The organism is Kitasatospora sp. NPDC054795 (genome assembly GCF_053611565.1).
The window spans coordinates 69,996-89,260 of record NZ_JBSHAP010000021.1 but is presented as its reverse complement, the minus strand read 5'-3'; the positions used below and the strand labels follow the sequence as shown (position 1 = coordinate 89,260).

At 72.6% G+C, this 19,265-nt stretch carries 19 protein-coding genes; 11 read left to right on the top strand and 8 right to left on the bottom strand.

The genetic code is table 11. The annotated features are described in order from the left end of the window. Positions 1-453: 453 nt before the first annotated feature. Both ACWGJO_RS10760 and ACWGJO_RS10755 read left to right on the top strand, forming a co-directional pair. Positions 454-957 (top strand): N-acetyltransferase, encoded by a 504-nt coding sequence (locus ACWGJO_RS10760; protein WP_452183101.1) that lies wholly within the window; start codon positions 454-456, stop codon positions 955-957. 205 nt (positions 958-1,162) lie between these two features. Then, positions 1,163-1,900 (top strand): alpha/beta hydrolase, encoded by a 738-nt coding sequence (locus tag ACWGJO_RS10755; protein ID WP_452183100.1) that lies wholly within the window; start codon positions 1,163-1,165, stop codon positions 1,898-1,900. Positions 1,901-1,982: 82 nt separating this feature from the next. On the opposite strand, the gene ACWGJO_RS10750 is transcribed toward ACWGJO_RS10755, so the two are convergent. Continuing rightward, positions 1,983-2,180, bottom strand: a complete 198-nt coding sequence (locus ACWGJO_RS10750; protein ID WP_452183099.1) for a DUF397 domain-containing protein — start codon at positions 2,178-2,180, stop codon at positions 1,983-1,985. Positions 2,181-2,182: 2 nt separating this feature from the next. Beyond that, positions 2,183-3,079, bottom strand: a complete 897-nt coding sequence (locus tag ACWGJO_RS10745) for a helix-turn-helix domain-containing protein (protein ID WP_452183098.1) — start codon at positions 3,077-3,079, stop codon at positions 2,183-2,185. Positions 3,080-3,217: 138 nt separating this feature from the next. On the opposite strand from ACWGJO_RS10745, the gene ACWGJO_RS10740 reads away from it, so the two are divergent. Both ACWGJO_RS10740 and ACWGJO_RS10735 read left to right on the top strand, forming a co-directional pair. Further along, positions 3,218-3,586: an ATP-binding protein gene (locus ACWGJO_RS10740; protein ID WP_452183097.1), complete on the top strand. Its 369-nt coding sequence runs from the start codon at positions 3,218-3,220 to the stop codon at positions 3,584-3,586. After that, complete coding sequence (locus ACWGJO_RS10735; RefSeq protein WP_452183096.1) at positions 3,583-3,825, top strand: hypothetical protein; 243 nt, start codon at positions 3,583-3,585, stop codon at positions 3,823-3,825. The genes ACWGJO_RS10740 and ACWGJO_RS10735 overlap by 4 nt, the downstream gene beginning before the upstream one ends. A gap of 6 nt (positions 3,826-3,831) precedes the next feature. Here ACWGJO_RS10735 and ACWGJO_RS10730 read toward each other — a convergent pair whose 3' ends face one another. Further along, positions 3,832-4,407, bottom strand: a complete 576-nt coding sequence (locus ACWGJO_RS10730; RefSeq protein ID WP_452183095.1) for a TetR/AcrR family transcriptional regulator — start codon at positions 4,405-4,407, stop codon at positions 3,832-3,834. 78 nt (positions 4,408-4,485) lie between these two features. Here ACWGJO_RS10730 and ACWGJO_RS10725 point away from each other — a divergent pair, with 78 nt between their 5' ends. Together ACWGJO_RS10725 and ACWGJO_RS10720 are read left to right on the top strand one after the other, a co-directional pair. Further along, positions 4,486-6,039, top strand: coding sequence for an MBL fold metallo-hydrolase (locus ACWGJO_RS10725; RefSeq protein ID WP_452183094.1), 1,554 nt, complete (start codon positions 4,486-4,488; stop codon positions 6,037-6,039). Positions 6,040-6,162: 123 nt separating this feature from the next. Beyond that, positions 6,163-6,624: a hypothetical protein gene (locus ACWGJO_RS10720; RefSeq protein WP_452183093.1), complete on the top strand. Its 462-nt coding sequence runs from the start codon at positions 6,163-6,165 to the stop codon at positions 6,622-6,624. A 31-nt stretch (positions 6,625-6,655) separates the two neighbouring features. Here the strand turns inward: ACWGJO_RS10720 and ACWGJO_RS10715 are convergent, their stop codons facing one another. After that, positions 6,656-7,207 (bottom strand): NIPSNAP family protein, encoded by a 552-nt coding sequence (locus tag ACWGJO_RS10715; RefSeq protein ID WP_452183092.1) that lies wholly within the window; start codon positions 7,205-7,207, stop codon positions 6,656-6,658. Positions 7,208-7,298: 91 nt separating this feature from the next. Between ACWGJO_RS10715 and ACWGJO_RS10710 the strand changes: the two genes are divergently transcribed. Next, on the top strand, positions 7,299-8,228 hold the full coding sequence (locus tag ACWGJO_RS10710) for a helix-turn-helix transcriptional regulator (protein WP_452183091.1): 930 nt from the start codon (positions 7,299-7,301) through the stop codon (positions 8,226-8,228). 63 nt (positions 8,229-8,291) lie between these two features. Here the strand turns inward: ACWGJO_RS10710 and ACWGJO_RS10705 are convergent, their stop codons facing one another. Next, positions 8,292-8,486 carry a DUF397 domain-containing protein gene (locus tag ACWGJO_RS10705; protein WP_359902156.1) on the bottom strand — a complete coding sequence of 65 codons (195 nt, stop codon included), beginning with the start codon at positions 8,484-8,486 and terminating at the stop codon, positions 8,292-8,294. 198 nt (positions 8,487-8,684) lie between these two features. Between ACWGJO_RS10705 and ACWGJO_RS10700 the strand changes: the two genes are divergently transcribed. The 3 genes from ACWGJO_RS10700 to ACWGJO_RS10690 all read left to right on the top strand — a co-directional run bounded on the left by ACWGJO_RS10700 (position 8,685) and on the right by ACWGJO_RS10690 (position 15,338). Then, positions 8,685-10,265, top strand: coding sequence for a TIR-like protein FxsC (locus ACWGJO_RS10700; RefSeq protein ID WP_452183089.1), 1,581 nt, complete (start codon positions 8,685-8,687; stop codon positions 10,263-10,265). Then, positions 10,262-14,269 (top strand): FxSxx-COOH system tetratricopeptide repeat protein, encoded by a 4,008-nt coding sequence (gene fxsT, locus ACWGJO_RS10695; protein ID WP_452183087.1) that lies wholly within the window; start codon positions 10,262-10,264, stop codon positions 14,267-14,269. The genes ACWGJO_RS10700 and fxsT overlap by 4 nt, the downstream gene beginning before the upstream one ends. 106 nt (positions 14,270-14,375) lie before the next feature. Further along, positions 14,376-15,338 (top strand): 2-hydroxyacid dehydrogenase, encoded by a 963-nt coding sequence (locus ACWGJO_RS10690; protein ID WP_452183086.1) that lies wholly within the window; start codon positions 14,376-14,378, stop codon positions 15,336-15,338. Here ACWGJO_RS10690 and ACWGJO_RS10685 read toward each other — a convergent pair. The 3 genes from ACWGJO_RS10685 to ACWGJO_RS10675 all read right to left on the bottom strand — a co-directional run bounded on the left by ACWGJO_RS10685 (position 15,309) and on the right by ACWGJO_RS10675 (position 18,208). Continuing rightward, entirely contained in the window at positions 15,309-16,205 is an 897-nt protein-coding gene (locus ACWGJO_RS10685) for an alpha/beta fold hydrolase (RefSeq protein WP_359902164.1), read from the bottom strand. The genes ACWGJO_RS10690 and ACWGJO_RS10685 overlap by 30 nt on opposite strands. 23 nt (positions 16,206-16,228) lie before the next feature. Continuing rightward, the gene (locus ACWGJO_RS10680; protein WP_387691545.1) at positions 16,229-17,146 is read right to left on the bottom strand and encodes a DUF4231 domain-containing protein; all 918 of its coding nucleotides are present in this window, start codon (positions 17,144-17,146) and stop codon (positions 16,229-16,231) included. A gap of 297 nt (positions 17,147-17,443) precedes the next feature. Continuing rightward, on the bottom strand, positions 17,444-18,208 hold the full coding sequence (locus ACWGJO_RS10675) for a sugar isomerase domain-containing protein (RefSeq protein ID WP_452183104.1): 765 nt from the start codon (positions 18,206-18,208) through the stop codon (positions 17,444-17,446). A 221-nt stretch (positions 18,209-18,429) separates the two neighbouring features. On the opposite strand from ACWGJO_RS10675, the gene ACWGJO_RS10670 reads away from it, so the two are divergent. Next, positions 18,430-19,122 (top strand): metal-dependent transcriptional regulator, encoded by a 693-nt coding sequence (locus tag ACWGJO_RS10670; RefSeq protein WP_049649967.1) that lies wholly within the window; start codon positions 18,430-18,432, stop codon positions 19,120-19,122. Positions 19,123-19,265: the final 143 nt, after the last annotated feature.

The window sequence follows — 19,265 nt, the reverse complement described above, 5'->3', positions numbered from 1 at the left end:
CAACCGGAAGAGCATACAACGCTTGCTTCCGTCCCACGAAACTACCATGACCGGCCGAGTGATCGCTCCGGTCGTCGGCCCGGACGGCCCCGCCCCCCCCCCCAAAAACAGCAGGTAACCCCCCACGCCGCCCCCCCCCCCGCCCCCCCGCCCGGTTTCTTGTTAGCGCCCCGCTATCTTTACCCCCCGCGACGGGGCAGCTGTTCCTCTCACGCGCTTCCGTACTGCTCCCACCACTCGGTGAAGGGCACGGCGTGGTTCGGCCGGGGCGCAGGGGAAGGGGCGGGCTCGGACGATACGGCCGGACTCGCGGGCCTTGGCGTCGTGGAGAGTGACGCGGGTGGTGGTGACGATGGTGGGGGGATCGAAGGGCGGCTTCGATCGGGCGATCGCGGTCGTTGCCCCGGAAAATGCGGGGGAGTGGGGGAGCGGGCGGTGCTACGGTCGGGCGCCATGAGTTGGCTTCCCGATAACTTCGTCCATCCCGTTCAGGTTCCGCTGCCGGGTGGCGCCCATCACCTCCGGCCGGTACGGGAGACGGATGCTCCGCTCGACTATCCGGCCGTGATGGGCTCGCGCGAGCGGCTGTGGAGCATGTTCGGTCCGGCCTGGGGCTGGCCGGCGGCCACGATGACGTACGAGGCGAACCAGGCGGACCTGTTGCGGCACGAGAAGGAGATCGCCGCGCACCAGTCCTTCAACTACGCGCTGCTCGACGCGGCGGAGACGGCCCTGCTCGGCTGCGTCTACATCGACCCGCCCGCGAAGGCCGGTGCGGACGGCGAGATCGCCTGGTGGGTGGTGGACCGGCTGGTGGGCAGTGCGACCGAACGGGCATTCGACGCACTGGTGCCGGAGTGGATCGCCGCCGACTGGCCGTTCGAGCAGCCGCGCTTCCTCGGCCGGGGGACCTCCTGGTCGGACTGGCTCGCCCTGCCCGCGCACCCTGACGCGTGAGCCACCCCCAGGTCACGGAGCCCGCGCAAAAGTCGCTTGGCGGACCACGGCGACCACTGCTAACTTTCCGGAGGCCGTGCGAGAGAACGAGGAGGTGGTACCCGTGAACGCAGTTTCGACATGGGTGCTCCCCTCCGGGGTCACGGTCGGGCGATAGGTCGTCGTCCGGGAGCGCCATCTCTGAGCACTCCCGAAAGGCACGACCATGCGATTCACTTCCGAGCAGCGCTTCGACGACGGCGTCCTCGAACGCGCATTCACCCTCGGTGAGATCCCCGGCATCCTGTGGACGCCCGCATCCGCATCCGCACCGGCACCGCTGATCCTGATCGGCCACCCCCCGCTCGGACTGCGGAAGATGCACCCCCGGCTGGCGGGCCGGGCCCGGTACTACGCGGAGCAGTACGGCTTCGCCTCGGCCACCATCGAACTCCCCGGGAGCGGTGACCGCCCCCGTTGGGCCGCCGCCGAGCAGGCCCGCGCCGACCTGCGTCGGGCCATGGAGGCCGGCGAGCCGATCGGCGGCGAGATCATCGACCCCCTCGTCCTCCCGCTCGTCGAGAAGGCGGTCCCGGAATGGCAGGCCGCCCTGGACGCCCTTCTCGACCTACCCGGGATCGGCGGCCCGGTCGGGTACGAGGGGGGAGTGATCTCCATCGGCATCCGGCTGGCGGCGGTCGAGCCGCGCATCGCGGCCGCCAATCTGTTCGCCGGAAGTTTCGTACCCGCCGTGACGTTCGAGGAGGCCGGCCGGATCTCCGTCCCGCTGCAGGTCCTGCTGCAGTGGGACGACGAAGGGAACCACCGGCAGACCTCCCTGGACCTGTTCGACGCCCTCGGGTCCAAGGAGAAGACGCTGCACGCCAACATGGGCGGGCACACCGGCGTCCCGCACTTCGAAGTCGACGCCGCCGCCCGGTTCTTCGCCCGGCACCTGACGTGATGCCGGGCGGCCAGGCCCGCGCATGGGGTGGGTGAGCTGACCGCGACTCCGTGCCCCGGCCCACCGCCGGGGCGCGGGGTGGTCAGGGTCCGATGAGGTGGTCGAACTCGCCGGCCTTGGCGCCGTGGAGCCAGGCGGCGAGCTTGGGGCGAGTGGTGGTGACGATGGTGGTGGGGTCGTCCGACTCGCGGAGGTAGACCAACTCACTGGCGGAAGCGATCTCGACACAGTTGGCCTGGTCGCTGCTGAAGCTGGACTTCTGCCAGTTGAGCTGGTGCATGGCTATCTTCCCTGGACCTTGTAGCGGATGTGTTGGATCAAACCCAGCGAGTCCCGATGGGCGGGCGATGACGCGGACGTGGCCGAGGACAGGGGAGGCAGAGCCAAGGCCCTGAGCCGGTCGAACTTCCGGTCAAATGTTGTCACGACCTCGGGGTCTCCAATGAAGTTCGATCCATGTGGATGTTCGAGTAGCACCGTGCCGAGCCGGGCGTGAGCGCCACGGATGAGCAGGAAGGGTGAGTCGTTCGACGCGAACACGGTGCAGTCGAACGGGAGGATCTGGATCGTGACGTTGGGCAGTCTGCTCATCTCGATCAGATGATTCAGCTGCTCCCACATGACCGTTGCTCCTCCGTACATCATGTGCAGGGCGGCTTCGTGGATCACGGCACGGTACGGAGGGACATTCTTGCCCGTCAGTACCTTGTGGCGTTCGTGGCGGAACTCGACCCTCTTCTCGGTATATCCCTGGATGACCTCGCTGTAGGCCTTGGTCTGCAGGAGGCCTGGGATCAGGAGGGATTCGTAGTTGTCCAGGCCCGTTGCACATGACTCGGCTTCTGCCAGATCGAGTGCGCTTCGCGTGACCTGCGTCTTGAACTCGGTCCACCAGCCCTTGCCCGAGCTCTCGCTCATGGCGGCGAGGCCGGCCCGGTAGTCGGAGTCCGTGATTTCGCACAGGTCTAGCCAGATGTTCAGTCGCGGAAGGTTTAGGCCCATCCTTCCGGACTCGATGTGGCTGACGGCAGGACCCTTCACGCCGATTGCCTGCCCGATCTCCAACGCTGAGTGTCCAGCGGCATCGCGTGCCCTGCGAAGCTCCTCGCCCAACCGGCGCTGACGCTCGCTGATCCCACTTCCGAATGCCATGGGCGTACCTTCCACGCGGATCGTCACCTACGGAAAGTGTAGGCACATGCGCGGAGCGTGTTGCCAACTTTGCCGAGAAACCCCTAAAGTTTCACTGCACTGCTCGCCGGATGAGGCGTCAGGTCTCTCCGTGCGTAGCTCATTTGAGCTGGTGGGAGATTCCCCATGTGTGACCCCAATCTCAACTCCCCCTCCCTCACCGTGTCCCGCGAGGTGTTGCGCGACGCGATGGAGCGTGCCGGGTACCCCGGCCCGGCCATCGGGGATGCCGAACTCGCCCTCATGGAGCTGGTGGTGAACGCCTGGCGACACGGACGGACGCCCTCGCCCGTCGCCACGGTCGTCTACTCCGGCAGGACCCTCCGCGTCACGGTCGCGGACCGCAGCTCCGATCTGCCGAAGTGTCAGAACGTCGACCTGCGCGCCGAGTCGGGGCGTGGGCTCCAGCTGGTGGAGGGGCTCATGCACCGCTGGGGCGCCGAGCCCCGGAAGCTCGGGAAGCGGGTCTGGTTCGAGCTGGACGGCGTCGCGTGAACGCGCTCTACCCCATCCGGCCCGGTGATCCCGCGATCCGCCACCTCACCGGCCGGCAGCTCGGCGGGCTGATCGTGGAACTCCGCGCCGAAGGCCGAGAGTTCGGCCTGCTCTGGCCCTCCGCTCGGTCCGGGGAGACCATTCTGGACGGCCAGGTCCTGGTCTCCCTCGGCAATGTTCCGGCCAGCACCGTGATCAACCTCCTGGCGTTCCTCCGGGAGTTCAAGCGCCACCGGTGACGAGGCTCAGGCCCTGAAGCCGTCGGCGAGGAGGTGGAGCCTGGCGAGCAGGGCGTCGGCGAGCGGGTAGGAGGCGTCGGCGGCCAGCCAGCGGCTCAGGGCTGTGACGTAGGCGTCGAACAGCAGGTCGGCGAGGGCGCACGGGTTCAACTTCAGTCGGATCTCGCCCTGTTCGTGCCCTCGGAGGGCGGCATCGACGAAGGCCCGGGGTGCCGTCGTGCCGAGGCCGAACGCGGCGTGGAGGACTCCGCTGTCGTGTAGTTCCTTCGCCAGCGCGTATTCCCGCTCGTTGAGCTCCGCGAGGGTGCGCAGCGCGTCGGCGAGTGCGTCGATGGCGGAGGCGGGGCCCCCGTCCTGCCGGCCCAGTGCCTCGTGCCGCTGCTGGACCCAGGCGGTGACGAAGTCCTCCTTGCGGCGGAAGTGGTTGAAGGCCGTCTGGCGTCCCACGTCCGCGCGTTCGGCGATGTGGTCGTAGGTGGTGGCCGCGTATCCCTGGGTGGCGAACAGCTCCAGTGCTGCCGTCAGCAGGCGTTCCCGGGTCGCGGTACGGCGCTGGTCGTGTCGGTTGGGAGGAGGGGTCACAGGGAGAGCGTACTTGAATCCATTGATGTACTGGAGTACATGTTAGTACTCCAGTCCACTCACTGAGGAGGCCCGACGATGGCCGTCCCGTACACCCTCGGCCTGCACGAGATCGCCCCGGACACCTACGCCTACCTGCAGCCGAACGGCTCCTGGGGCCTGAGCAACGCCGGGCTGATCACCTCCGGCGACGAGGCCCTGCTCGTCGACACCCTGTTCACCGTCCCGCAGACCCGGGCCCTGCTGGCCTCCGTCGAGCGGGCGCTGCCCGGGGCCACGATCGGCACCCTGGTCAACAGCCACAGCGACGGCGACCACTGGTGGGGCAACCAGCTGCTCCCGCACGCCACCGTCATCGCCTCCGAGGCCGCCGCGGCCGACATGGGCCGCGACCACCTGCACGAACTGCTCGCCGCCCCGGGCGACGTGCCGCTCCCGCGCGTCGTCCAGGACATGCGGAAGGCCTTCGACTTCACCGGCATCGCGCCCGCCCTCCCCAACCGGACCTTCAGCGGTGAACTGGAGGTCGCCGTCGGGCGGCGCACCGTCCGGCTGATCGAGGTCGGCCCCGCCCACACCCGGGGCGACGTCCTGGTCCACGTACCCGACGCCGGCGTGCTGTTCGCCGGGGACATCCTGTTCATCGGCGGCCACCCGGTGATCCACAGCGGCCCGGTGGAGCGCTGGATCGCCGCCTGCGACCTGATCCTCGGCCTGGACGTCGAGACGATCGTGCCCGGGCACGGCCCGGTCGTCGGCAAGCCCGAGGTCCGCACCTTCCGCGGCTACCTGGAGCGGGTCCGCGACCACGCGGGACGTGCCCACGCGGCGGGCGTCCCGGTGCTCCGGGCCGCGCGGGAGATGGACCTGGACGGCTTCGAGGACTGGGACGACCGCGAGCGGCTGCTGCTGAACATCGGCGCCGTGTACCGGGAGCTGAACGGTGACGGGACCCCGGGGGAGGAGGAACTTCTGGGCGGGCTCGACGAGTTCGGCCAAGCCCCCCAGTCGGCCCCCCAGTCGGCCCCTCGTCCGGTCTCCCCGACGGCCCCCCGGCTGGCCCCGCGCCCCGGGGCCGAGGTCGCCACCGAGGTCACCGCGCTGGCCGCCGGCCTGCCGGGCGTCGTCCGGCAGCTGTTCCCGGCCGACGGCTCCGGGCCGCTGGAGGGCTTCCCGGTGCCCAACGTGCTGGCTACCATCGGGCACCACCCCGACCTGCTGACCAGCCTGGCGCCGCTGCTCGCCCAGCTCAACCAGGGCACGATCCCGCCCCGCGAGCGCGAACTGGCCGTCCTGCGCACCGCGCACCGCACCGGCTCGACGTACGAGTGGCAGCACCACGTCCGGCTGGCCGGCCTCGCCGGGCTGACCGGGCCCGAGATCGCCCGGGTCGCGGAGGGGCCGGACCACGCCGACTGGTCCGAGGCCGACCGCACCCTGCTGCGGGCCGTCGACGAACTGCACGACGGGCACGCGCTCTCCCCGGCCACCTGGCAGGCGCTGGCCGACCGCCACTCCGTGCCGCAGTTGCTGGAACTCCTGGCCCTGGTCGGGACGTACGGGATGGTCGCCGGCATCCTCAACTCCTGCGGGGTCCCCGTCGACGGCTGGCTCTCCGGGGCCGGCGTGTAGGAGCCGGCGGGAGGAGGCGCACCCGGCGTTGTCCGTGCCCGCTCCTACGATCGCCGCCTGCCCGACGCCTTCACCGTCCTGTGGACCCAGCCGACCTGCCGCGCCCTTCGCAAGGCGGGCCACGTGGGTGCCCGGCCCCCGGTCGCCTTCAGCGGGGTGCACACCTCGCTGCCCGCCTGGTCGGGGGCCCGGGCCGGGGACGAGGTGTACGCGCTGCACGTCAACCGGTGCGAGGTGTTCGTGGTGAGCCGGATGCGGGTGGTCGACCGGGAGCGGGGCGACTGCTGCGGCGCCGCCGCCGCGACCTGGGACGACCCGGCGTTCCCCGGGCACGAGGCCTGGTCGATGCTCGGCGCCGGCGGCTGCGGCGCCTCGGCGGTGCACGTGGACGCGACGCCGGTGCGCTTCGACCGGCCGGTGCCGGGCGAGCTGCTGGAGCGGCTCACCTGGCGCAACCGCCGCAACCGGACCCGGAACCTGAAGCACGTGGTGGACGGCCGCCTCGAACGGGCGGTCGGCCTCCAGGGGTTCTACCGCCTGGCACCGGATTCGGCCGACGAACTGGCGGGGCTCGTCGGCCCCTGACGGAGCGGACGCGGCGGCGCGCGCCCGGCGGCTACGGCGTGACGGGTTCCAGTCGGAGCCGCCGGGACGGCCAGGGGGTCGGCTCGGCGGGCCCGAACCAGACGCGGACGTCCTCGCCGGTGCGGACGGGCAGCCGGGGGAAGTCGTTCTCGGCGTGCTCGGTGCGGTGCAACGCGTGGGCCGGGAGCAGGTGTTCGGCGGCGAAGGCGTCGAAGGCGGTGGCGTCGGCCGGGTGGCAGACCGTGGCGAGGACCTCGCGGGAGCCCGCGGGCGGGGTGAATCCGGGGCCGCGCAGCAGCAGGACGTCGTCGCTGTCGACCATGGTGGCGTTGGCCGCGTCGCGGTGCTCCCGCCAGACCGGGCCGCCGTAGAAGGCCTCCAGGGCGCGCCGCCGGTCGGCCATGCCGGGGAAGGCGCGCAGCCAGACGAAGCGGTCCGGATCGTCGAGGTCGCGGAAGCGGCCGCCGACGGTGATGCCGACCGCCTGCTGGCCGGTCACGAACTCGCGCTCGAACAGCTCGATCAGGGTCTCCCGGGCGCCGGGGTGCAGGGTGTACTGGCGGAGTTCGACGATGAGGCTCATGCCGTGGCCGCCCCGGTGCGGGTGAAGTCGTTCATGCGCCGCAGCGTAGGAGCACTCTCCTGACACCTCCTGTCAGTGGATACTGGGCGGCATGCGCGCGAGTCGGCTGGTCGCCCTGCTCCTGCTGCTCCAGAACCGGGGCCGGCTGACCGCCGAGCAGCTGGCGGGGGAGCTGGAGGTCTCCGTCCGTACGGTCTACCGGGACGTCCAGGCGCTCGCCGCCGCCGGAGTCCCGCTGTACGGCGATGCCGGGCACGCCGGCGGGTACCGGCTGGTCGACGGCTACCGGACCCGCCTCACCGGCCTGACCGCCGACGAGGCCCAGGCCGCCTTCCTCGCCGCGCTCCCGGGCGCCGCCGCCGAGTTGGGCCTCGGCGAGGCGCTCACCGCCGCCCAGCTCAAACTGCGGGCGGCCCTGCCGGCGGAGCTGCGCGAGCATGCCGGGCGGATCCAGGAGCGCTTCCTGCTCGACGCGCCCGGCTGGTACGGCGCGGCGGACGAGACCCCGCACCTGGCCGCCGTCGCCGCCGCGGTGTGGGAGCGGCGGGCGGTGGTGCTGCGGTACCGGCGCTGGCGGGCGCCGGAGGAGATCGAGCGGCGGGTGGAGCCGTACGGGCTGGTGCTCAAGGCCGGGCGCTGGTACCTGGTCGCCGCCGGTCCGGGCGGGATGCGTACGTACCGGGTCGATCAGGTCGTCGGACTGCGCGCGCTGGACGAGGAGTTCGCGGTGCCGGACGGCTTCGGCCTGGGCGCGTACTGGACGGGCTACCTCGCCGACTTCCGGGCCCGGCTGCACACCGGGGAGGCGCTGGTCCGGCTCACCCCGGAGGGCGCCCGGCGCCTCGGGGTCGCCGCCGCGGACGAGGGCTGGACGGAGGCCCGGGTGCCGATCGAGTCGCTGGACCACGCGCACGGGGAGTTCCTGCGGCTGGGCGCCGACGTCGAGGTCCTGGAACCGGCCGAACTCCGCGACCGCGTCGCCAGGACGGTACGGGCCCTGGCCGCCCGCTACGGGGGGTGATCCTCGGGCTCGGCCGGCCGGGCGCCCGACCGGCGGGGTGCCGGTCGGGCGGGGTCGGGCGGGTCAGGCGACGAAGTGGTCGAACTCGCCGGCCTTGGCGCCGAGCACCCAGGCGTTGAACTTGATGCGGGTGGTGGTGACGACGAGGGTGGGGTCGTCGGACTGCCGGATGTAGACGTGGTCGCCCTCGGAGGCGATCTCGATCCAGTCATCCTTGTCGCTGCTGGTGCTGGACCTCTGCCAGTCGAGGTGGTCCACGAGTGCCCTCCTGGTGGTGCGTGGCGGCCGTATCGAGGGTACTGGTCCCAGTGCACGGTTGGCGGCATCGTTTCGGTCATGTCAATTCGTGCGAGACGTTGTGCTATTCCATTGGGGTGTCAGTCGTTCCTACACTGAAGCCCCGCCGCACGGGGGCTGCGGGAGGCAGGTTTGCCGACGGGCCCGGGGGAGGCGCGTGTGACTGACCGGGGCTGGGACGAGGACGACGCCCGGCCGTACTTCTTCCTCTCCTACGCGCACACCCCCAAGGCCGGTGCGCGGGGCGCGAGCGACCCGAACCACTGGGTCAGGCAGTTGTACCGGGACCTCTGCGAGGCGGTGCTCCAGCTCACCACGGTCCCGGACGGGGCCGCGGTCGGCTTCATGGACGAGTCCATGCACCAGGGCGAGCTGTGGGCCGAACGACTGTCCGACGAGTTGGCGACCTGCCGGGTGTTCGTGCCCCTGTACTCACCGAGGTACTTCAACAGCGTTCCGTGCGGCCAGGAATGGCACGCCTTCACCCGCCGGCCGGTCTACCCGGCGAACCTCGACTCCGAGCGCACCAGCGGCATCGTCCCGGTGCTGTGGGCGCCGATGAGCCGCTACCGGCTGCCGAACGTGGCCAGTGAACTCCAGTTCAACCACGCGAGTTTCGGGCCCGAGTACGCCACCGAGGGCCTGTACGCCCTGATGAAGCTCAGCTACTTCCGCTCCGCCTACGAGCTGGCGGTGCACCGGCTGGCGGCCCGGATCGTGCAGGTCGCGGAGGAGACGGTGATCCCGGTCGGGCGGCGGCTGGGATTCAACGGCCTGCCGAGCGCGTTCAACGTCACCGCCCCGACCAAGCAGCTGCGGATCTCCGTACTCGCCTACCACCAGAACGAGTTGCCCGCCGACCGCAGCCCCGACTACTACGGCGAGCGGCGCACCGACTGGCACCCGTACCGGCCGGTCGGCTCGCCGATCGCCCAGCACGCGGCGCGCCTCGCCCGGCAGTTGGGGTTCCAGCCGACCGTGCACGAGTTCGACGAGGAGGTCGAGTCGATCATCGGGGGCAACGCCGAGGCGCCCGGCCTGCTGCTGCTCGACCGCTGGGCGCTGCGCGACCCGCGCCGGCGCGAGCTGGTCCGGCGCTTCGACCGCTCCGACGCCACCTGGGTGAGCATCCTGGAGCCGTTCAACGGCGACGACCCGGAGTGCGCCGACCGCGCCGACGAGCTGGGCGACCTGACCGACGAGACGCTGCGCATCACCCGGCGGGCGAGCCGGCCGAGCTTCCTCGGCGCGACCGGACCGACCGGGCTGCACTCCCTGGAGGACTTCGACGACGCGCTGCCCCGGGCGGCGATGAAGGCCAAGTACGCGTTCGAGGGCCGCACCCGGGCCGAACCGGAGGAACCGCCGCCGCCCCGGCCGAGCCTGCGGGACGCGTTCCGGCGAGGCACGGGCGGGTACGGACCGGACGGATCCCCGGCCGACCCCTTCGAGGACGACCGGGGCGACGACCGGGGCGACGACCGGGGCGACGACCGCGCCGGCGGCAACGGCACCGGCCGCACCACCAGCACCACCCACCGACATCGGGACAACGGCGACGACCCGCATCGTGAGCGCGACCCGCATCGTGAGCGCGACCCGCACCGCGAGCAGGACCCGCACCGCGAGCACGACCCGCACCGCGAGCACGACCCGCACCGCGAGCACGACCCGCACCGCGACGACGGCGATGAACCCGATGACGGGATGGCGCCCTTGGGAGGACGAGGACCGCGATGACTGACAACCGCACCAGGAACCTCCGTCTCGGCGGGCTCACCTCCGCCGACCTGGCCGCCCAGCGGGAGGCCGAGCGGCAGGCGGCGGAACAGGACCGCAACGGCCGGATCATCACCTTCTACTCCTACAAGGGCGGCACCGGCCGCACCATGGCGCTCGCCAACACCGCCTGGATCCTGGCCGCCAACGGCTTCCGCGTGCTCACCGTGGACTGGGACCTGGAGGCGCCCGGCCTCGCCAAGTTCTTCCACCCGTTCCTCGACCCGGCCTCGCTGGCCGGGACCACCGGGATGATGGACCTGATCGCCGAGTACCGCGAGGAGGCGCTGCGCCCGGTCGAGCACGCCGAGGGCTGGCACCTGGACTTCGCCCGGGTGCACCCGCACGCGCTCTCGCTCACCTGGCCGCACTTCCCGGCCGGCGGCAGCCTGGACTTCCTCTCCGCGGGCCAGTTCAACCGGGACTACTCCGAGGCCGTCACCCACCTCGACTGGGACATCTTCTACGACCGCTTCGACGGCGGGCAGTTCTTCGACGCCCTCAAGGCCGACATGGCCAAGCGCTACGACTACGTGCTGATCGACTCCCGCACCGGCCTGTCCGACATCGCCGAGATCTGCACCGTCCAGATGCCCGACGACCTGGTGGTCTGCTTCACCCTCAGCGACCAGTCCATCGACGGCGCCTCCCGGATCGCCCAGCACATCCACGACCGCTACCGCGAGCGCGGCATCCGCATCCTGCCCGTCCCGATGCGCATCGACGAGGGCGAGAAGGAGAAGGCCGACGCCGGCCGCGCCCTCGCCCGGGTCCGCTTCGACGGGCTGCCGGCCGGCTTCGACGGCGAGGAACTCGCCCAGTACTGGGGCTCGGTGGAGATCCCGTACCGGCCGTTCTACGCCTACGAGGAGATCCTCGCCACCTTCGGCGACCAGACCGGCACGCCCACCTCGATGCTGGCCGCCTGCGAGCGGCTCACCTCCATGATCACCGAGGGCCGGGCGGCCGGCCTGCCGCCGGTGGACGAGGAGGTGCGGCTGCGCTTCGTGGACGCGTTCACCCGCCGCCGCCCCTCCGTGCCCGCCGACCTCTACCTCTCCTACGTCCCCGAGGACCGGATGTGGGCGGACTGGATCGAGTCCGTCCTGACCAGGGCCGGCTTCCGGGTGCTGCCGCGCGACCTCAGCGCCGGCACCGACACGCGCGAGGAGACCGAGCGCGGCATCGACTCCGCGTACCGGACGGTCGCCGTGCTCTCGCCCGCCTACCAGCGCTCCCCGCAGGCGCGGGCGCTGTGGGAGTCGGTGGTCAGCTCCGACCCCTCCGGCACCCGCCGCCAGCTGCTGCCCGTCCGGGTCGGCGACGTGCGGCTCACCGCGCCGTTCAGCAACCGCAACCCGGTCGACCTGGTCGGCCGCGACGAGACGCAGTCGATCCAGAGCCTGCTGCGCGCGCTCGGCCGCGGCGACACCCCGCTCGACGACGCTCCCAGCGGCGGTCCGCGCTTCCCCGGAAGCAAGCCCTCGGTGTGGGACGTCCCGCCGCGCAACCCCTCCTTCACCGGCCGCTCCGCCGTCCTGGAGCAGCTGCGCAACCAGCTGCGCGGCGGCATGGCGGCCGTGCTGCCCACCCCGCAGACCCTGTACGGGCTCGGTGGCGTCGGCAAGACCCAGGTGGCACTGGAGTACGCCCACCGCTTCATGTCCGACTACGACCTGGTCTGGTGGATCGACGCCGAGCAGACCGAGCTGGTCGCGCCGGCGCTGGCCGAACTCGCCCGCCGGCTGGGCCTGCGGGTCGGCGACTCGGTGACCGAGGCCGCCGAGGCGGCCAGGGAGGCGCTGCGGCGCGGCGTGCCCACCTCGCGCTGGCTGCTGATCTTCGACAACGCCGACGAGCCCGCCGAGATCCGCCGGTTCTTCCCCGGCGGCTCCGGCCACATCCTGGTCACCTCCCGCAACCAGGCCTGGACCGGGCACGCCGAGGCGCTGGAGGTCGACGTCTTCACCCGCGGCGAGAGCGTCGAGCACCTGTGCCGGCGCGCCCGCAGCCTCTCCCGCCCGGACGCCGACCGGGTCGCCGAGGCGGTCGGGGACCTGCCGCTGGCCGTCGAGGTGGCCGCCGCCTGGCTGGACACCACCGGCACCCCGGTGGAGACCTACGTCTCCCAGCTGCACGCCGAGGCCGCCCGCGCGCTGGCCGTCGGCCGCCCGGCCGACTACCCGACGCCGGTCGCCGCGACCTGGAACGTGTCGATCGGACGGCTGCGCCAGCAGTCCCCGGCGGCCGTCCGGCTGCTCCAGCTGTGCGCGTTCTTCGCACCCGAGCCGATCTCGATGAACCTCTTCTACAGCGACCAGATGATCCGGGCGCTGGTGAAGTTCGACGCCGACCTCAGCGACAAGTTCATGCTGGGCAAGGTGATCCAGGCGATCGGCCGGTACGCGCTGGCCAAGGTCGACGCCGGCAGCAACAGCTTCCAGGTGCACCGGCTCGTCCAGGCGGTGATCCGGGCCGGGATGACCGCCGACGAGCAGGAGATCGCCGTCCACGAGGTGCACCGCATCCTCACCGGCGCCCGGCCCGTCCTCGGCGACACCGACGACCCGGCCAACTGGCCCGCCTTCGACGAGATCTGGCCGCACCTGTCGCCGTCCAAGGCGCACAACTGCGACGAGGCGGACACCCGCCAGCTGCTCATCGACCGGGTCCGCTACCTGTGGAAGCGCGGCGAGCTCGACCGCGCCCGCGACCTCGGCCACGCCCTGGACGTGGAGTGGACCGGCAAGCTCGGCGAGAACGACCGGCAGACCCTGCTGCTGCGCTTCCAACTCGCCAACGTGCTGCGCTCCCAGGGCAACTACGGTGAGGCGCTGGCCCTGGACGAGGACACCCTGGAGCGCCAGCGGGGCCTGCTCGGCGAGCACCACCCGTACACCCTGATGACGGCCGGCTCGCTCGGCGCCGACCGCCGGGCGCTCGGCCGGTTCCAGGCCGCGCTCGACCTCGACCGCGAAATCCTCGACCAGTTCCGCGAGTTGTTCGGCGACGACAACCCGCGCACGCTCTCCATGGCGAACAACCTGGCGATCGACTACCGGCTGGTCGGCGACAGCGAGGCGGCCCGCGAACTCGACCAGGAGACCCTCGACCGGCGCACCGCCGTCCTCGGCCCCAAGCACCCCTACACCCTGTCCACCAAGTCCAACCTGGCCCGCGACCTGCGCGAACTCGGCGACTACCGCGGCTCGGTGGACCTGCTCCAGGAGGTCACCTCCGACCTCGGCGACGTGCTCGACCCGGACCTGCCGGAGAACCTGCGCAACGCCAAGTCGCTGGCCGTCTCGCTGCGCCGGATCGGCCAGCTCGCCGAGGCCCGCCGGATCACCAAGGAGACCTACGAGCGCTACCTGGAGCGCTACGGCGCCGACGCCCCCGACGCGCTCGCCTGCGCGCTCAACCTGGCCGCCGACCACAGCGCCTCCGGCGACAAGGAGGCCGCCCGCGACCTCTGCTCCACCGTCTTCGAGGGCCACCGGCGGCTGTTCGGCGACGAGCACCCGTTCACCCTGGCCTGCGCCAACAACCTCGGCATCTACCTGCGGGGCAGCGGCGACGTCCCGGGCGCCATCGAGCGCGGCCGGCTCACCGTCGAGGGGCTGACCCGCTCGGTCGGGCCGGAGCACCCGTACACCCTCAACGCGATGATCAACCTGGCCAACGCCTACGGCGACGACGGGCAGCTGGACCGCGCCGAGCGGCTCGGCCGGGCCGCGTACCAGGGGCTGTGCGACCGCTACAGCGCCCAGCACCCGGACGCGGTGGCCTGCGAGGCCAACCTGGCGATCACCCTGCGGTCCGGCGGGCGGCACACCCAGGCGGCCGAGCTGAGGGCGCGGGCGATCTCCGAGCTGATCCGGCAGGTCGGCGAGGAGCACCCCAACACGGTCTCCGCGCGGGGCTGGAAGCGGATCAACCGCGACCTGGAGCCGCAGCCGGTCTGACCGGGAAGGGGGGCGGGGTGCGCCGCCGGCGGGGGCTGCGCACCCGAACCAGGGGCGCGCGGCCGGACGAGGGTGCGCCGCCGGACCGGGGGTACGCTCCCTGACCATGAGCACCCCGCCCCCGGTCCTGGTCACCCGGCGCCTCGCCCCCGGCGTCGTCGAACGGCTCACCGCGCACCACGCCGCCACCTGCCACGACTCCGACCTGGCGATGGACCGGGCCGCGCTGCTGGACGCCGTCCGCGGCCGGCGGGCCGTGATCACCACCCTGGACGACCGGGTGGACGCCGGGTTCCTCGACGCGGCCGGCCCGCGGCTGGCCGTCGTCGCCAACCACGCCGTCGGCTACCACAACGTGGACGTGGCCGCCTGCGCCGAACGCGGTGTGCTGGTCACCAACACCCCGGGTGTTCTCACCACCGCCACCGCCGACATGGCCTGGGCGCTGCTGCTGGCCGCCACCCGCCGGCTCGGCGAGGGCGAACGGCTGCTGCGCTCCGGCGCGTCCTGGACCTGGGCGCCGAACTTCCTGCTCGGCCTGGAGCTGGCCGGCACCCCGCTGGGCGTGCTCGGCATGGGCCGGATCGGCCGGGCGGTGGCCCGCCGGGCCCGCGCCTTCGACATGCCGGTCAGCTACCACAACCGCCGCGAACTGCCGACCGGCCAGGCCGAGGGCGCCGACTGGAAGCCGCTGGAGGAACTGCTCGCCACCTCCACCGTGCTGGTCGTCACCTGCCCGTTCACCGAGGGGACCCGGCACCTGCTGGACGCCCGCCGCCTCGCCCTGCTGCCGCGCGGCGCGGTGGTGGTCAGCATGACCGCGGGCGTGGTGGACGAGGAGGCGCTGGCCGCCGCGCTGGAGTCCGGCGCGCTGTTCGCCGCCGCCGTGGACAACTTCGAGCACGAGCCGGCCGTCCCGTCCGCGCTGCTCGCCCAGGAGCGCGCGGTGCTCGCCCCGCACCTGGGCAGCGCCACCGTCCGCACGCGGCAGGCGATGGGCGGCCTGGCGGTGGACAACGTGCTGGCGGTGCTCGGCGGCTCAGCGCCCCTGACGCCGGTGGAGGTCTGAGCCCGGGCCGCCCCAGCCCGCGGCCCAGGCCAGCGCGGTGGTCATCACCCGGAACGCCCCGAAGTGCGCGGCGCCGGGCTCCAGGAAGAGTTCGGCGTCCGGGATGTGGTCGGCCAGCCAGCGGGAGTGGTCGACCGGCGAGAACTGGTCGTCCGCGCCGTGCCAGAGCCAGGTCGGCACCCGGACCGACCCGACCTCGAACCCCCAGTCGGCGGTGAAGGCCAGCACGTCGTCGATCCAGCCGTCGGCGCCGTGCCGGAACGCCTCCCGGTAGTTGCTCTGGAGCATCCGCCGCAGTCCGCTGTCGGCCACCACCTCCCGGTCGGCGGCGGAGAGTTCGGTGCGCAGCCCGTTCAGCAGCCGGACCGGGTCGTCCTTGATCTGCCGGGAGCGGAACTCCATCGCGTCGGCGATCCGGCCGTGCCCGCGCTCGGCCTCCTGGTAGGCGCGGACGTTGGACGGCGTCATCCCCGCGTACCAGTCCAGGCCGGCCGCGTTGCGCGGCGCGAGGCCGACCAGCACCGCCGCCCGGCTGACCCGCCCCGGCAGCAGCGCCGCGCAGGCCAGCGCGTGCGGGCCGCCGCCGGAGCGGCCGAGCACCGCGAAGCTGTCCAGCCCGAACTCGTCCGCGATGGTCCGCACGTCCGCGGCCGCCGCGCTCACCCGGCGGCCGAACAGCCGGGTCGAGTCGCCGTAGCCCGGCCGGTCGTACGAGATCAGCCGCACGCCCAGCCGGTACAGCACGGTGCTGCGCGGGTGCGGGCCGACCCGGCTGCCGGGCATGCCGTGCAGCAGGAACACCGGACGGCCGCGCGGGTCGCCGAGGGACTCGACGGCGAGCGCGCGGTCGTCCGCCGTTTTGATCATCCGTAACGACACCTGCGGCCTCCTCAGTGCTCCGGGTCGGTTGCGTGCTCCCGGTCGGTGGTGGTGCGTACCTCCCGGCGGGCCTGCCAGGTGGTGTGCTCGCGGGAGATCGCGTCCTCGGCGTCCCGGGCCAGGCGGGCCCAGATCTCCTCGGCCTCCATCGACTCCAGGTCCAGCTGGGCGAGTTGGCGCTGGATCTGTGCCAGCTCCTCGGCGGCCAGGGCGTACGCGGCGGCCAGCGGCCGGTACTGGCGCAGCTGCGCCCAGGCGGCGACCGAGGCGGCCACCGCCGAGACCGTGCCCAGCGCGTCGTAGCTGAACGCGCCGAGCGCCCGCAGCAGGGCGAGCACCAGGCCGAGCGCGGGCAGCAGCACACCCAGCACCCCGGCCCAGTGCCCGGCGCGGGCGCAGTAGCGGGCCTTGGCGCGGTACCAGTCGTGCTGCAGCTGGATCCGCTCGGCCAGGTACACCTCGCGGCGCACCGCCAGCGGCTGGCCGCGCAGGTCGTGCATGGCCGGGGTGATCTCCACCCCGGCGTCCGGGACGGCCACCGGGCTGTCCCGGAACGCGCCGAGCACCCCGGAGAGCTGGAAGCGGTACAGGCCCTCGGCGTCCGGCAGGGCGCGCGGCGGGGGCTGGTAGGCGTCGGCCCGGACGGCGTACTTCCAGGCCAGCGTCTTCACCGACTCGGCGGCCGCCCGCCCCTCGTACCAGAGGCCCTGCGGGTTCTGCCGGCTGATCACCACCGCCAGCACGATCGCGCCGAGGTAGGCGGCCGCCGCGGGCCAGGCCCAGGGCTCGCCGTCGGCCGAGCCGGTCGCCGCGGCGACCACCAGCAGGACCAGTTCCCACGCGGAGAGCAGTACCGAGCGCCGCTGCCCGCGCAGCGACGCCGAGTCGGCGGCCCAGAAGAACTCGGGCAGCAGGTCCCGCTCACGCACCCACCCGGTCCGTCCCGCAACAGACGCCATGTTCGGCCCCCACCAGTCGCTCCGGTCGCACCGCTCTCCTGCCCCGGGGGACTCGCCGGTACGCCTGGTGACGGCCGGGGCGGCCGGATGTGGCCGGGAAGCCCCGGTGGTTGTCCGGTACTCCCCGTGTTCGGTCCGGTACCCAGCGTGCGGGAGGCGGCGGGGGCGCGCACCGGCCGGCGGATGTGCGCGGGCGACCTGCCGGTGCGGCCCGGCGGAGTGCGGGCCGGTGCGCGCGGCCGGCGGGTGCGGCCCGGCGGGTGCCGCTCAGTAGGTGTAGAAGACCCGCTCGGTGTTCTCGGCCATCTGCTCGGCGTTCCACTCGGTGCCGCCCGGGACGTTGCCGGAGCGGAACAGCGGCGGCGCGGGGCACTCCCCGGCGGCCGCCCGGTCGGCCAGCCGGCCGACCGCGGAGGCGACCACGGCCTGCATCAGCGCGCTGGTCACGATGGTGGAGACCGGGCCGAAGGTGGTCTCGGCGCCCGGGTGGGTCAGCTCGCCGTCGCCGACCGCGATCTTGCTGTCCAGCACCACGTCGCAGTGGTCCTTCAGGTAGGTGCCGGTCGGGTGTGCCGAGGGCACCTCCCGCGGGTAGGCCAGCGAGGTCACGCCGACCACCTTGAGGCCGCGGTCCCGGGCGTAGCGGGCCAGCTCGACCGGCATCACCTGGCGGCCGGAGAGCGAGATCACGAACAGCAGGTCCCCGGCGGTCGCCGGGGTCAGGTCCAGGGTGGCGGTGGCCAGCCCGGAGACCCGCTCCAGCGCGCTGGACAGCGGCGCGGGCATCACCGTCACCCCGGCGGTCCCGGGCACGTTCAGCAGGTTCACCGGGACCAGTCCGCCGGCCCGGTAGACCACGTCCTGGGCCGGCAGCGCGGAGTGCCCGGCACCGAAGGTGAAGACCCGGCGACCCTCGGTCATCGCCTCCGCCAGCAGCGCGGCGGCGGCCTCGATGGTGCCGGCCTCCTCCTCGCGGACCCGCTGGAGGTGGGAGATCGCGGCGTCGAAGTACCGGCCGACCAGGTCGTTCATCTGCTGCCTTCGCTCTCTGCCGGTGGGGGATTCCGGCCGGGTGGGGTGGTCCGGGTGGTCCAGACCGCCGGTGGAGAAAGCTTCGGCGAGCACGGTCGCGCCCCGGTGGCATCGTTGTCAACAGGAACAAAACGGGCCTCCGGAGCCCCGGGGCGGGCCCGGTTGTCGGTCCGGTACGTCAGAATTGGCGGTGAGGACACCGAAGAACGGAGCCAGCGGCGATGTCTGGGCTGATCGACACCACTGAGATGTACCTTCGCACCATCCTGGAGCTGGAGGAGGAGGGCATCGTCCCGATGCGTGCCCGGATCGCGGAGCGCCTGGAACAGAGCGGCCCCACGGTCAGCCAGACGGTCGGCCGGATGGAGCGCGACGGGCTGCTCCAGGTCGCCGGGGACCGCCACCTCGAACTGACCGAGGAGGGCCGCCGGCTCGCGGTGCGCGTCATGCGCAAGCACCGCATCGCCGAGTGCCTGCTCGTCGACGTGATCGGCCTGGAGTGGGAGCAGGTGCACGAGGAGGCCTGCCGCTGGGAGCACGTGATGAGCGAGACGGTCGAGCGCAAGGTGCTCGCCATGCTCGGCCACCCCACCCAGTCGCCGTACGGGAACCCGATCCCGGGCCTGGACGAGCTGGGCGACACCAAGGCCGAGGGCGAGGGCTTCGACGCCGGGCTCGTCCCGCTGGACACCGTCAAGCCGGGCGAGGCCGGGGCCGACGTGGTGGTCCGCCGGATCGGCGAGCCGATCCAGACCGACAGCGCGCTGATGAGCACCCTGCGCCGGGCCGGTGTCCGGCCGGGCTCCACGGTCAAGGTGAGCGCCGGCGTCGGCGGCGTGCTGGTCGGCACCGGGGACAACGCGGCGGAGCTGGGCAAGGACATCGCCCAGCACGTCTTCGTCGCCCAGGCCTGAGGCGCCGGACGCGAACAGCCGAGCGGGCCCGCTGCTCCCCGTGCAGCGGGCCCCCGCGCCGCCCCCGTGCCACCCCGCCCCCCCGGGTACCACCCCCGTACCCCCGTGGGGTAAAAACAAAATAAGCGGCCGACGGTAATTGT

Excerpts from the sequence above, each read along its gene's own strand:
- ACWGJO_RS10670 (WP_049649967.1), top strand. The coding sequence starts at position 18,430 with ATGTCTGGGCTGATCGACACCACTGAGATGTACCTTCGCACCATCCTG.
- ACWGJO_RS10690 (WP_452183086.1), top strand. The coding sequence starts at position 14,376 with ATGAGCACCCCGCCCCCGGTCCTGGTCACCCGGCGCCTCGCCCCCGGC.
- ACWGJO_RS10685 (WP_359902164.1), bottom strand. The coding sequence starts at position 16,205 with ATGATCAAAACGGCGGACGACCGCGCGCTCGCCGTCGAGTCCCTCGGC.
- ACWGJO_RS10760 (WP_452183101.1), top strand. The coding sequence starts at position 454 with ATGAGTTGGCTTCCCGATAACTTCGTCCATCCCGTTCAGGTTCCGCTG.
- ACWGJO_RS10755 (WP_452183100.1), top strand. The coding sequence starts at position 1,163 with ATGCGATTCACTTCCGAGCAGCGCTTCGACGACGGCGTCCTCGAACGC.
- ACWGJO_RS10675 (WP_452183104.1), bottom strand. The coding sequence starts at position 18,208 with ATGAACGACCTGGTCGGCCGGTACTTCGACGCCGCGATCTCCCACCTC.
- ACWGJO_RS10725 (WP_452183094.1), top strand. The coding sequence starts at position 4,486 with ATGGCCGTCCCGTACACCCTCGGCCTGCACGAGATCGCCCCGGACACC.
- ACWGJO_RS10715 (WP_452183092.1), bottom strand. The coding sequence starts at position 7,207 with ATGAGCCTCATCGTCGAACTCCGCCAGTACACCCTGCACCCCGGCGCC.
- ACWGJO_RS10710 (WP_452183091.1), top strand. The coding sequence starts at position 7,299 with ATGCGCGCGAGTCGGCTGGTCGCCCTGCTCCTGCTGCTCCAGAACCGG.
- ACWGJO_RS10740 (WP_452183097.1), top strand. The coding sequence starts at position 3,218 with ATGTGTGACCCCAATCTCAACTCCCCCTCCCTCACCGTGTCCCGCGAG.
- ACWGJO_RS10750 (WP_452183099.1), bottom strand. The coding sequence starts at position 2,180 with ATGCACCAGCTCAACTGGCAGAAGTCCAGCTTCAGCAGCGACCAGGCC.
- fxsT (WP_452183087.1), top strand. The coding sequence starts at position 10,262 with ATGACTGACAACCGCACCAGGAACCTCCGTCTCGGCGGGCTCACCTCC.